10 protein-coding genes and 2 other RNA genes are annotated in these 13,868 nt (G+C 37.9%); 7 read left to right on the top strand and 5 right to left on the bottom strand.

Going from position 1 to position 13,868, the window contains the following annotated elements; translation table 11 throughout:
- The 5 genes from F957_RS0120575 to F957_RS08655 form a co-directional block, all read left to right on the top strand.
- The coding region (locus F957_RS0120575; protein WP_032864676.1) for a YadA-like family protein at positions 1-2,527 on the top strand (2,527 nt) is incomplete at its 5' end.
- A gap of 64 nt (positions 2,528-2,591) precedes the next feature.
- Entirely contained in the window at positions 2,592-3,383 is a 792-nt protein-coding gene (tpgA, locus tag F957_RS08640; RefSeq protein ID WP_016540446.1) for a trimeric autotransporter adhesin/peptidogylcan-associated protein TpgA, read from the top strand.
- A 439-nt stretch (positions 3,384-3,822) separates the two neighbouring features.
- Positions 3,823-4,023, top strand: a complete 201-nt coding sequence (locus tag F957_RS08645; RefSeq protein WP_004652606.1) for a hypothetical protein — start codon at positions 3,823-3,825, stop codon at positions 4,021-4,023.
- A 245-nt stretch (positions 4,024-4,268) separates the two neighbouring features.
- Positions 4,269-5,507, top strand: a complete 1,239-nt coding sequence (locus F957_RS08650; protein WP_016540447.1) for a putative solute-binding protein — start codon at positions 4,269-4,271, stop codon at positions 5,505-5,507.
- A gap of 142 nt (positions 5,508-5,649) precedes the next feature.
- Entirely contained in the window at positions 5,650-7,350 is a 1,701-nt protein-coding gene (locus tag F957_RS08655; protein ID WP_016540448.1) for an Hsp70 family protein, read from the top strand.
- A 67-nt stretch (positions 7,351-7,417) separates the two neighbouring features.
- On the opposite strand, the gene F957_RS08660 is transcribed toward F957_RS08655, so the two are convergent.
- From F957_RS08660 to F957_RS08670, 5 genes are all read right to left on the bottom strand, one after another.
- On the bottom strand, positions 7,418-9,349 hold the full coding sequence (locus F957_RS08660) for a hypothetical protein (protein ID WP_016540449.1): 1,932 nt from the start codon (positions 9,347-9,349) through the stop codon (positions 7,418-7,420).
- Positions 9,350-9,640: 291 nt separating this feature from the next.
- A non-coding RNA gene (gene ssrS / locus F957_RS21170) (6S RNA) lies at positions 9,641-9,822 on the bottom strand.
- A gap of 134 nt (positions 9,823-9,956) precedes the next feature.
- A non-coding RNA gene (ssrS, locus tag F957_RS21165) (6S RNA) lies at positions 9,957-10,145 on the bottom strand.
- 529 nt (positions 10,146-10,674) lie between these two features.
- On the bottom strand, positions 10,675-10,959 hold the full coding sequence (locus tag F957_RS08665) for a cell division protein ZapA (RefSeq protein WP_005272490.1): 285 nt from the start codon (positions 10,957-10,959) through the stop codon (positions 10,675-10,677).
- A 2-nt stretch (positions 10,960-10,961) separates the two neighbouring features.
- Positions 10,962-11,516 (bottom strand): hypothetical protein, encoded by a 555-nt coding sequence (locus F957_RS08670; protein ID WP_005272487.1) that lies wholly within the window; start codon positions 11,514-11,516, stop codon positions 10,962-10,964.
- 66 nt (positions 11,517-11,582) lie between these two features.
- Here F957_RS08670 and F957_RS08675 point away from each other — a divergent pair, with 66 nt between their 5' ends.
- Together F957_RS08675 and pepP are read left to right on the top strand one after the other, a co-directional pair.
- Complete coding sequence (locus tag F957_RS08675) at positions 11,583-12,218, top strand: UPF0149 family protein (RefSeq protein ID WP_016540450.1); 636 nt, start codon at positions 11,583-11,585, stop codon at positions 12,216-12,218.
- A gap of 69 nt (positions 12,219-12,287) precedes the next feature.
- Complete coding sequence (gene pepP, locus F957_RS08680; RefSeq protein ID WP_016540451.1) at positions 12,288-13,607, top strand: Xaa-Pro aminopeptidase; 1,320 nt, start codon at positions 12,288-12,290, stop codon at positions 13,605-13,607.
- Positions 13,608-13,868: the final 261 nt, after the last annotated feature.

The raw sequence follows: 13,868 nt of genomic DNA, 5'->3' as shown, positions 1-13,868 counted from the left end.
AATTGATGCGAGCACAGGTGCGATCACCACGAGTAACATTGGTGGCACAGGTTCGAACACAATTGACGGTGCAATCAGCAGTGTTAAAGATGCAGCAACCAAAGCGAAAACTACGGTTACAGCAGGAGATAATGTTGTAGTTACTCCAACAACCAATGCAGATGGTTCAAGCAACTACCAAGTATCGACAGCGAAAGATGTGAATTTCGACAAGGTAACTGTAGGCAGTGTTGTTGTAGATAAAGCAAGTAATACCATTGAAGGCTTAAGTAATACAGACATCAAAGCAAGTGATTTTGCAACCAAAGGTCGAGCTGCGACTGAAGAGCAATTGAAGAGTGCGATTACGAGCAATATTACTGAAGTTGTAGATGGTAATGGCAATAAGGTGAATATTGTTGATCAGATTGTGAATAAAAATCCTGACAACAAGAACCAAGATTCATTGTTCTTAACATACGATAAAAAAGGTCAAGAAACTACAGATCGCTTAACCATTGGTCAAACAGTACAGAAGATGAATACCGATGGTATTAAATTCTTCCATACCAATGCTGATACATCTAAAGGTGATTTGGGTACAACCAATGACTCAAGCGCAGGTGGTTTAAACTCGACAGCAGTTGGTGTAAATGCAATTGTTGCAGACGGTGCGGATAGTGCGCTTGCAGTTGGTCATGACAGCAAAGCAACAGGTAAAGAGTCCATTGCAATTGGTAAAGGTGCTGAAGCAACAGGCCTGCAATCAATCAGTATTGGTACAGGCAACAAAGTGAAAGGTGATCATTCTGGTGCGATTGGTGACCCGACCATCGTTGATGGATCGAATAGCTATTCTGTCGGTAACAATAACCAAGTGCTTACAAATGATACTTTCGTACTTGGTAATAATGTGACCAAAACAGTAGCTGGTTCAGTTGTGTTAGGAAACGGTTCAGCGGCGACAACAGGAGCAGGTGTAGCGGGTTATGCATTATCTGCTGCAACAACTGCTGATAAAGCAGCAATCTCGAAAACAACCTCAACTACAGGTGCAGTTGCAGTAGGTGATGAGGCGAGTGGTATTTATCGTCAAATTACTGGTGTTGCAGCGGGTAGTGCCGATGCAGATGCAGTGAACGTTGCTCAGTTGAAAGCTGTGGGTAACCAAGTTGTAACAACCCAAACTGCGCTGGTAAATAGCTTGGGTGGTGGTGCTAAAGTCAATGCTGACGGTACTATTACAGGTCCAACTTATAATGTGGCTCAAGCGAATCAAACCAATGTTGGTGATGCGTTGACTGCACTTGATAAGGCAATTGGTTCTGCTGCAACAACATCGAAAACGACTGTGACCAATGGTCAAAACATTGTTGTGAAAAAGAGCAAAAATGCTGATGGTTCAGATAACTATGAAGTGGAAACTGCAAAAGACTTAGCGGTTGATTCTGTGAAAGCAGGTGATACGGTTCTGAATAATGCAGGAATCACCATTGGTAACAATGCGGTTGTGTTAAACAACACAGGACTTATTATTGCTGGTGGCCCAAGTGTAACCACTCAAGGTATCAATGCTGGCAATAAGCAGGTGACCAATGTTGCGGCTGGTGTTAATGCGACAGATGCGGTGAACAAAGGTCAATTGGATAGCGCAATTAGCAATGTGAATAACAATGTAAATGAGCTTGCTAACAATGCAGTGAAATACGACGATGCTAAAAAAGACAAGATCACCCTTGGTGGAGCAGATGGAACCACGATTACCAATGTGAAAAACGGTAATATTGCTAAAGATTCTAAAGATGCTGTTAATGGTGGTCAGGTAGCAGAAATCAGAGATAATTTGCAAGGGCAGATTACCAACAATACCAATGCTATTAATAACATTAAAAATGATATTAATAATGGTACGGTGGGTCTAGTTAAACAAGCGAATAGTACAGCTGACGTTACCGTTGCTAAAGACACTGGAGGCACTAAAGTTAATGTTGCTGGTACCGATGGTAATCGCGTTGTTACAGGTGTCAAAGATGGTGCAATTAATGAAGCATCGAAAGACGCAATCAACGGCTCTCAATTGAATGCAACCAACAAAAAAGTTGTTGAATTCTTAGGTGGCGGAGCTGGCTATAATAACATTACCAATAGTTTCACTAACCCTACTTACACGGTGGGAGGTAAAGACTACAACAATGTTGGTGGTGCAGTGGATGCCTTAAATAAAGCCGATCAAGCTTTGGGCAACCGCATTGATAACCTGGACAACAAACTTGAGCAAGCCTTCTACTCAACCAATCAACGTATTGAGGATGTAGAGAAAAAAGCAAATGCAGGTATTGCCGCAGCAATGGCATTGGAAGCAGCGCCATACATCGCAGGTAAATATACCTATGCAGCAGGTGCTTCTTATCATGGTGGTGAAAATGCAGTTGGCGTAACCTTGCGTAAGACTGCGGATAATGGTCGTTGGTCAATCACAGGCGGTGTCGCTGCTGCATCACAAGGTGATCCAAGTGTACGTATCGGTATCAGTGGTGTAATTGACTAAGGGACTCGTTATGCAGGAGAGCCCGTAGGCTCTCCTCATCTCCAATCGATAAAGAGAGTAAAATATGAAAAACATGATAAAAGCATTGGTTATCGGGATCGCTTCTAGTAGTGCAATGATGGCTATAGCGGCAGATGATGAGGTCGTGGTTCAACAAGAGGAAGTCAAATTTCCAGCTGTTGAAAAAAGCTATTTAAAACAAGTGCAGCGTTATGAATACGACAATGTTGCTCGCCTAGGTACTGGCTTAACCAAAGACCAAATTCGACATATCTTGGGAAATCCTCAATTTAGTGAAGGTTTATTCTTTGTTAAAACTTGGAACTATGTATTAGATGTCCGTCAGCCGAATAGTCAGGATTATTTACGTTGCCAGTTACGCATCGACTTTAATAAGGATACGCTTTCTGAACGTTTATCTTGGAAAGGTGAGGCATGTGAAGGTTTAATGGCTTGGGGGGCAAATAATCAAGTTCCAGCTGATGCCAATCTAAATACGTTGCGATCATCAAGTGTATTTTTTGCATTTGATCGATCGAATGCCAATGCAATTGAACAAGGTTCAAGTTCAGTTGCTGCAATTGCGCAACGGATTAAACAAGCGCCATCGAATAGCCCAGTGATTGTTGCAGGTTTTGCAGATCCTTTAGGTAAGTTTGCATATAACCATCAATTGTCAGCGCAGCGTGCCAATACCGTTGCCAAGTTGTTGGTGAATGAGGGTGTTGATGCAAATCGCATCCAAATTCAGGCCAATAGCCAAACTGATTTATATCAACAATGTGCAGGGCATAAAGCAAACCGCCAGTTAGTTGGTTGTTTTGCCCCAAATAGACGCGTGAATGTCAGTTGGTAATACACAATCTAAAAAATGGCTACTTTAACGTAGCCATTTTTTTTGAATAAAATTTATTATTTTTCAAATAAGTATGATTTCTTTTTATGATTGGTCAATATTTCTAATTTAACGCTAGCGAGACAATGAAAGTATAAAGTTAGTTAAGTATTTAATATTATTTATTTTTATTTATAGATTTAGCTTTTTAAATCGATCTTGCGTTAAAGAGTTTTTATGAGAACTGTCTGACAAAAAAACAGCATATTGTTTAAAAAATAATCTAATATGCATCTTGTGAGATAACATGCACAGATGTCAGTTTCATGTATTTAAATAATTAAAGTGAGTATTTTTTTACGTATGAATCGTATGTATTGAGCTGCTATTTAGGATGAGTTGAACTTATCAGCTTGATAGAAATACTCAGTATTTGCAAACCATTTTAGAGGGTAAAATGATGTTGGAATCAAAAAAATTGATTGTACTTGATCAGATGCTAGTCTTAACCAAAGAAGGCAAAAATGATTTGGTTTATCAAAATGACACCTTACTAAAAGTAAAAATGATTTCGAATCAGCATATTGTGGTTGAGGATGATCATCAAACCAGTTTTCTATTAAAGCGACAAGATGAAAACGTGATTTGGTCATTTATTTAAGAGCAGAATAACAAGCATTTAAATGATTAAAGAGTATTAAAAATATAGATTATTCAAATGCTTGTTGCAAATATATGTTTGTATCTTATGGGGCTATTCATTTTTATAAAATGAGTAATGGTTCTAACTTTGACCGAATTGACACCATCCAAATAAAATCAGTCAATTCTATTTCTATGCGTTATTCTTACATTGAATAAAGACTATTGGGAAATAGCTCGCTCTCGCTAAGGATGGATCAAACAATGCAAAATAATAAATTCACACAGTTTTTAAAACCTGTACTTTTGTCCTGTGTGCTAGCTTCATCATGGGGTATGGTGAATACAAGCTATGCAGCGCCTGAAGGTAAACTGGATTTAAGTCTCTCTCCTCATTCACAAAATAAAGTTAAGCAATTATTGAATGATCCCAAAACGTGGCAACAGATTCCAAAACAAGTCACTCTCTGTGTGTTCTCTCCGAATGGCGAACATAGCGAAGCCTTTGAGCAGGCCACCAGTTATATTACTGAAATTCCAAGTATCGTCCGTGTTGCCAAGCAATTTGGCGTGAATATGAATGTGACACGTCCTTCACATTTGCAATTTAAATTAGATTTTGATTATCCAAAATTGAAAAAACAGGCGTCCACGTTGGTGAATCTGAAAGTGTATACCAATGAAGCTGTGTTGACCGAAGATTTCCGTAGTAAACGTTGTGATGGTGCAGGGATTAGCAATCTGCGCGCAAAACAGTTTAATAAGTTCGTGGGCAGTGTGGATGCAATTGGCGCCTTGCAGACCTATAAACAACTAAGTTCTGTGATTCAAGTTTTGGCCAATCCAAAGTTTGATGAAAAGATGGTAAACAAAGATTATGAGGTGGTTGGGATTGTACCCCTCGGTGCAGCCTATATTATGGTCACGGATCGTAATATAAATACTTTGGCTAAAGCTGCAGGCAAGAAAGTTGCGGTGTTCCAATTTGATGAAACTCAAAAGAAACTGGTACAAAATGTGGGGGCACAACCTGTGTCAGTTGATTTGGTGACAGTGGGTGGTAAATTTAATAATAAAGAAGTGGATATCATGGCAGGTCCAGCCATTTTATTTGAACCGCTAGAATTGCAAAAAGGCATGACTGATAAATCAGGAAAAGCCGTTGGTGGTATTATTAAATTTCCTGTCATTCAAGTGACAGGGACGCTGATTATGCATCGTAATAAATTCCCAGCAGGGATGGGCTCTATCGCACGAGAAGTCATTTCAAAACAGTTAGATCCTGCTTTTGAATTTGTTGACAAGATTGAAGCAAAAATTCCAGACAAATTTTGGTTGAAGTTAAACGAAAGTGATAAGCCTGGTTATGTTCGATTGATGCGCGAAGCACGCATTCAAATGACTAAGGAAGGCTTTTACGATAAAGATATGATGAAGTTGTTGAAACAAGTTCGTTGTTCACAAGACCCAAGCAACTATGAATGTGCTTTGAAAGATGAATAATTTTTAGATAACGTGCTGCTAAAATACGATGATCCTCTAATGTATTAGGGGATTTTTTCTATTTGTTGTAAAACTCGCTAATTGTTCAGATATGAATTAAAATATTGTCTAAAATTTAATATTTTTAAACTATTGATAAAAAATGACAGAATTTAAACCTTTAATTGCAATAGATCTAGGTACAAGTAATTCACTTGTTGGTATTTTTGAAAATGGTCAATCAAAATTAATCGAAAACCCTTATGGGGTGAAATTGACACCGTCTGCGATTGCAATGGATGAGCAAGGTCGAATATTGATCGGTCAGGCTGCATTAGAACTTAGAGGAAGTGGGCAAGAGGTATTAACCAGTTTTAAGCGCTTAATGGGCACATCTAAACGATTGAAACTAGGTCATCAAAGTTTTAGCGCTGTCGAATTATCTTCTTTAATTCTTAAGTCTTTAAAGCAAGATGCTGAGCAATTATTACAATGTGAAGTAGATGAGGCGGTTATTACAGTTCCTGCTTACTTTAATGATATCCAGCGTCAAGCAACCATCTCGGCAGCTGAACTTGCTGGCTTAAAAGTAAGTCGTTTAATCAATGAACCTACAGCTGCTGCTTTAGCGTATGGTTTGGGGCAAACGGAAGATAGCTGTTTTCTTATTTTTGATTTAGGCGGTGGGACATTTGATGTCTCAATCGTTGAGTTATTTGATGGGATTATTGAGGTTCGCGCAAGTGCTGGAGATAACTATTTAGGGGGAGATGATTTCGTTCAACTCCTAATGAAACAATATTGGAAACAACATGCTTCTGTGTTTGGTTTTACAGAACATACAATTCCACTCGATATTGAAATTGCACTAAGAGCTAAAGCCCAATATTGCTTGCATGTTTTAAGCAAGGAAGCAAAAGCACAGTTTTCTTTCAAATGGAAAGAACAAGAGGCAATACTTGAAATTACCCAAGAAGAATTTGCTCATTGGGCAGAGCCCTTATTACTCCGTTTACGTCGCCCATTAGAACGAGCTTTAAGAGATGCGCGAATTTTACCTCAACAAGTTGACCAAATTATTATGGTTGGAGGGGCTACGCGTATTCCTGTTGTGCGTAAAATGGTGACAAAGCTATTTGGACGTTTTCCTTCAACAAGTATTCAACCAGATGAAGCAATCGTACGTGGTGCCTGTGTTCAAGCAGGTTTAAAAGCGAAGGATTTATCTCTCAAAGAAGTTGTATTGACTGATGTATGTCCGTTTAGCTTAGGGCTAGCTGTAGGAGCCGATGATCAGTTTTCACCAGTTTTAGAACGTAATACAGTAATCCCAGCCAGTAAAGTAAATACGTATACTGCGATGCATAAGGGACAACGAGAAATTGTGGTTCGAATTTATCAGGGTGAGCACAGGCTGTGTAAAGAAAACGTGTTTTTAGGTGAGTTAAAAGTTCCTTTACCACCAAATGATGATCAATTGTCGATAGATGTCCGTTTTTCTTATAATCCCAATGGGATTCTAGATGTCGATGTAGAGGTGCCTGCTACAGGGGAAAAACTTCAAAAAGTAGTGGTTAATCATCAAAGTGTGATGAGTGCCGAGCAGATTGAACAGGCCCGCGTACAGTTACAGGAATTAAAAATTCATCCACGTGATAATCTAATGAATAAGAGTTTGTTATTACGTGCAGAGCGTTTATTTAGTGAATATACTGGGGATATTCGCTTACAGATTGGAGAGCGAACGCAGCAATTTAACCATGTCTTGAATTTGCAAGAGGAAAGGCAGATTCGTGAGGCTCGTCAATATTTTGAAGCTTTCTTAAATGAAGTTGAAGATTTGAGCTTGTTTGAAGAATATTAAAACATTTAGCCCCTTTTGATTCTTGGAAATCAGAAGGGGCATGAAAGATATGTGTTGCTTATCTAAATTAAATTTTAGCTAAAAAATATTTAACTGCATCTAATCCAATAAATAATATAATGATCGTAAAAAATGTGGCTGTGAAAGCTAGATACCGAATCAGTTGTGAGATTTTTTTTGTACTCATACCAACAAAAAGCAAACTTGTGAGAATAAGACCACTTGCATATATGAAGGGCTTATTATTCTCAGATATTAAGAAATAGCCAATAGCTAATATCCAAGTAAGTCTAAACAAGATAATCATTATACTTTTAAAATAGATTTGATTTTCTGTTAAATTGTCATTCTCTTTATTATAGCCAAAGATCGAAAATAAGGGGCGGAATGAGTCGGGAAGTAATAATAGACTGATAGGAATGAGACTGTAAACCGCTAACCATGAATGATCAGGTTTTGCAAGTGATAGGATTGCAAAGAAAAAGCCGATGCAAATCGCGATTAAACCAAGATTTATAATCCAATGATCAAATTGAGAATCAGCACTTTGTAACAGGTTATTGTGATGTGGTGCTGCATTTAATTTTAATGCACCAATTAGGAGGACTGAGAATACAAGCCAAGTATAACTTAAAAGCTGGTGTAGACTTTCTGCAAACCAAGGTGTTGCAATACAAAGAATAAATCCACTTAAAAACCAAATTTTACTTAAATGTATGAGTGTTTCTTCTTGATCGGGACGACCTAGAATTTTGGCATGAAGAATAGGTTGTAAAATACAAATAAATAAGGCAATAGTAACCAAGCTAATACATATAACTATTCCTGCTTTGGGCGTTATTTCAAGTAGTAGCGATGCAAAATAAAATGTGCCAATTGAAAAAATAAGATTAATAAGGTTAAATTTTTTGATTTCACTTAAGCTTTTTAAGAATACAAAATTGGGGTTGTTTTGAGTACTTGAAATTTGAAGTTGATTTAAAATTTCGGTTGTTGTGTGATTTGTATATATCTTATGGAGATGATTTTGTAAATTAATCATTTTAAAAGGTTGTAGCTTTTGTTCTCCAGTTAATGCTTGCAATGCAAGATATTGCTCAGGTTTTAATTGCTTTAAGATCGAGTGTTTTGACAAATAATCATTCAGCTTTTCTTGCAAAAGAGAGGAGTAATACGATTGATCATATTGATGGATATCGTCAGGATAACTTTCGTGCCAGAGTTCAAGAAAACGAAAATATTCAGGTTGTAAATTATTGCTGTCTATTTCTGCTAAAGGCGCGATTAACTGATCCTTAATTTGAATTTGTTGATGAAGAGGGATATCAAATTGCTGATTCAGTAGATATTTAAATTTTTCGAAAGTTGAATCACTAATATCTTTATTCCAAAGTGAATCTGTTACTTCGTTGAGGGTTATGAAAATTGGTTCGGCTACGATGCTATGATCAGACTCAAGGGGAACTTCTTGAACTGTTTGAGAAGTTATTGTCTCGTCATTATAGAGGTCGAGCGAGATATTAGTTTGAGGCTGATGATCAGAAAAGATATAAAGAAAGTCATCGAGATCATATTGCTTTAATAGATTTTGTACTTTATTGCTATAAGTTATGCTGGTATTTGGGTCTGCAATGTTTTGAATTTGGTGATGAAATTGAAGCAATTCATTCCGGATATCAAAATTTATATCCTGTGTTGAAATATGATGTTCTAGATTTATTAAAGATTCTTCGAGTTGTAATTCATCCGCATTAGGAGAGACCTCACTATTTTCAGAGGCATATTTCTCTAAATCAGGCTCAAAAATATCGTTTACTTCATCATCTTCATAGAATACATATGCTGCTTCAAACTGTGCAGTTTCTAAAGCCTCTCTAAGGCGAATAAATTCTTCAGGTTGAGTATCTTGATCGATTAGTTTAAGTTGTTTTGCATAGGCTTTCTTAATTTCTCTCTGATTATCTGTTGGTTCAATACCTAGTCGTTGCCACGCTGTCATTCGTTGTACTCAAAATATGTTTTTAATAAATTACGAAAGATTTTATTCAAAAGAATATATAGGTATAGTCTAGCATATTGCTTTTTACTCTGACCTTATCGTTTATAGATAAAGCTGAAGTCAATATTCCTAATAGATTAGGAGAATGATGTTTATGTTTGAACAGTAATTTGATTCAATAACTATAATAATAAAATTCTTATACGATTTTAAAGAGTTGAGGAATATTTGATGATATAAAACTTATGGGATCTGAATACAACAACTTCTATATTGTTTTTATTGTAAAAAAAGTACTCCAGAGATGCCGCTGCATGGTCGTTACCCTGAACCCGATGAGTTCAAGGTGGAGGTGACGCATACTTACTGGGTTTCCTACTCGAGGTAGGCATACACTCAAAATACACAGAACACATCCATAAATTTAAGTATCGGCAGGGGAATAGACGTACTGGCGAACACCCTAGAGATGTTTTCTATTATAGTTAAATCAACACCGACCACAAGAGGAAAGTATTGAGATTTGTATGTTTTACTAACAATTAGAAAATTAAGTTTAATAGAATTATAAAATCTAAAGCGAGATCAATTATTTGTTGAAATAAAATGGGTCTCCAAAATGCCGCTGCATGTCTTTACCCTTGAACACTAAGGTTCAAGGTGGAAAGCGCTATATATCATCTGGGTTTCCTACTCAGGGTAGGCATACACGCTCAATATTTAAAAACGCTTTCCAATTCGGAAATAATTCACGGCTCAGGGGAGTCAGACCAGCTGGCGTACACCTCAGAGATGATTTAATTATAGTAAAAATGAAGGTCATCTCAAGAGGGAGAAATAGAGAAATTTGTAAGTTTAAGTTTATAGTTGAAACATTCAATTGAAGTAATTGAATTGACAAAAATTTTGAAGAAATCGATCTTCTGTATATAGGTGGAATTTTTAGAAAGGAGCAATGTACGTATTATATTTAGTAGCATTTTAGTAAATCTGATAAATCACGGTGCTTGATCTAGTGGCGCATTTTCTTATAGGAATTGACACCTCGATGTAATGACTCTGCTAAATTTATTTATAAGCTTAAATTAATAATATGCGTGCCTGTTTGAGTGGTGGTTTAGGCAAAAAAATGGATGGGTGATTGCTGTTTTTCTGAATGTTAAATAATAAACAAATAGATGAATTGACTTGAGAGCGGGAATTCAATTCAGGCGAATTTGAGTAAATGATAAAAATGACGATGAGATAAAGGCGGAAAAGAAGGCTGGTGTATGTACTATGGCGCTAAAAAAAAGCCTGAAATTTATATTTCAGGCTTTCCAGAGTTAGATGCTTTGTTCTACATCTTCAAGCATGGTTTCTAAAAGACGTTCACAATGTGCATACTGCTGCAAAGATTTATTTAAGCTAAACACTTCTTGAGCCATTTGTAGTGCGACCATAATCACCAGTTTATTATGTTCAACTCGTGGGGCACTACGACGCATGTCATGAAATTTCTGATTAAGTAGTTCCGCAGCGCGCTCTAATTCCTCACGTTTTTCTTCAGTTGTGTTGAGACGAAAGGTCTGTTCAATCAAGCGAAGCTCAACAACAATAGGTTCACTCATGATCAGGTCTCCTCTTGAGTTTCAGCATTCGGATGCGCGAGTTGCTGAATTTCTTGTGCATGTTGATCTTGTGCAGTACCTAAAATTGACAGACGCTGAATAATGGCTTCAACTTTAGATTTAGCCAGTTCATTTTTCTGCAACAGACGATCACGATCTTGCTGTAAATCCTGAATCTCTTGCTGGCTATGACGTTGCTGTGCTTGTAATTTTTCTTTATTCACACGTAAGTCATTGCGCTCAGCCAAAATTTCTTGGAAGCGGTTTTTCAAATCAGTGGTGCTTTTCTCTAAACGGCTATAACGCTCCGCTAGAGTTGTTGCATCTTGATTCAGTTGTTTAAATTGATCTTGTAACTGAGTCAGTTGTTCAGTTAAGTTATCAACTTCTTCCTGCTTTTGCGTGATGATGCTATTTTTCTGCACAACTTGTGCATGATGGTCAGTTTCAGCTAATTGCTTAGCTTCGGTGAGCGATGAGTTTTCTCGCTCCAAGTGATGTAAGCGTGTTTTTAAAACACCAATATGCGCTTGTAGACGCTGTAATTGTTCTAACATAACGAAGGTCGCACAGAGTTGCAATCAAAGGTAATATATACAGCAGTATAGAGATTGGATAAACGAATGCAAGACGATATTTCAGGTTGGACGGAATGGAATGCCCATTTTGATGGGATTGAAGAAATTTCAAGTCCAAGTGAGTTACACGGTTTACTAACAGGTATCGTTTGTGTGACACAAGCGCCGACCTCAGATGAATGGTCACAAATTTTAAACACCCTTAATGTGCCTGCTTTACAAGCAGAGGCATTGGAAAGTCTGACTGATGAAGCGGAAGATGTTGCTCATGCTTTATCTGATGACGAATTAGATTACTTGCCTATGCTTCCAGATGATAGCCATTTACTGGCAGATCGTGTGCAAGCCTTGGCGGACTGGTGCGCAGGCGTAGTCCTCGGTTTTGGCCTAGCTTCTGGCCATCTTCGTGGTGAAGAACAAGAGCTGATTGAACATTTACAAGATGTTGCAGCTGTTGAGTTTGAAGACTCGGATAATGATGAAGAAGGCGAAGAAAGCTATCAGGAACTCTATGAGTTTGTACGCTTGATTCCCGTGAGTTTATCGATTGGCCGCACCAAGATTCCTGTTGCTGAAAGTTCTTTATTGCAAAACTTTCACGCCAAAAGCAGAAATCAAGACAATCAAGCAGCAGATCCGCAAACGGTTGTAGAAATGTTTACCCCACATCGTCCGAGTTAACTCGGGCGGTGCCTTAAGCTCTTATAAATAAAGATACTTACAATCATTCATCTTCATCAGAAGGACAATATGAAATTAAGTCAAGCCGATTTTAAACAACGTCGTGATCTTCTTGCTAAACAAATAGGCAGCAATAGCATTGCAATTATTGCGACTCGAGCAGAAATGTATCGTAACCGCGATGCGGACTATAAATATCGTGCAGACAGTAGTTTTTATTATCTGACTGGATTTGCCGAACCAGAAGCTGTTGCCGTGATCGAAACCTTTGAAGACGGTGAAGCATATAGCTATAGCTTATTCTGCCGCGAACGTAATCGCGAGATGGAAATCTGGAATGGTTATCGTGCCGGAATTGACGGGGCGATTGAAATCTATGATGCAGATGAAGCTTATGCAATTGATCTGCTCGATGAAGAAATTATCGACAAGTTATTAAATAAACAGCGTCTTTACTATCGTATCGGCCAAAATGCTGAATTTGATGCACGTGTTAGTCAATGGATTCAAAAAGCGGATGCGCAACAACGTCGTGGTGGTGCTGCACCAGCAGAAGTGGTTCAGTTAGATCGTCTTGTTGATGAAATGCGCTTGAAAAAATCAACACAAGAAATTGAGTTGATGCAGATCGCAGCCAATATCAGTGCTGAAGCGCATACCCGTGCGATGCAATCGGTCAAACCTGAGATGATGGAATACGCGCTAGAAGCGGAACTCAATTATATCTTTGGTAAAAACGGCTGTGTGCCATCGTATAACAGTATTGTTGGTGGCGGTGAAAATGCCTGTATTTTGCATTATGTTGAAAATAACAAGCCTTTAAAAGACGGTGATTTAGTTTTAATTGATGCGGCATGTGAATACGAGTTTTATGCATCGGATATTACCCGTACGTTCCCTGTAAATGGCAAGTTTAGTCCTGAGCAAAAAGCACTTTATAATGTGGTTTTAGAAGCGCAGCTCGCTGCGATTGATGCAACCCGTATTGGCAATCATTATAAATATCCGCATGAAGTAGCTGTCAAGATTTTAACTCAGGGTCTGGTTGATCTTGGCTTGCTGAGTGGCAATGTAGATGAGCTGGTTGAAAGCGAAGCCTTCCGTCAATTCTTTATGCATGGCACAGGGCATTGGCTTGGTATGGATGTGCATGATGTGGGTGCCTATAAAACTGGCGAAGACTGGCGTGCTTATGAAGTGGGTATGGTGGTGACCGTTGAACCTGGTCTCTATGTCGCACCAGATGATGAAACCGTTGATGCAAAATGGCGTGGTATCGGCATTCGTATCGAAGATGATATTGTTGTGACTGAAAAAGGGCCGTTGGTTCTGACCAAAAATGTGGTTAAAACTGTTGAAGAGATTGAAAGTTTGATGGCGAACCGTTAATCATTCTATTTGCAGAACAGAAGCCTTAGTTTTTATGAATGCCTCTTTATAATGTATAAAGGGGCAAACAAAAAATTATAATAATATTCAGAAAAATAAGGTGCTTGTATGAAGATATCGAACTGTATTTATCGAATAGTCACTGACATTTATTTGATTTTATTGATTTATGTATATTTAAAGATTCATCATTATTACTTTTATTTGAATCAGTGGGAGTGGTATGAAGATCGAGATATACTTTCCCTGCTGTTTATTTCT

The organism is Acinetobacter gyllenbergii CIP 110306 = MTCC 11365 (assembly GCF_000413855.1).
Classification (GTDB): Bacteria; Pseudomonadota; Gammaproteobacteria; order Pseudomonadales; family Moraxellaceae; genus Acinetobacter; species Acinetobacter gyllenbergii.
Note: the sequence above shows the minus strand (reverse complement) of the source record. Positions and strands in the feature narration are given on the sequence as shown.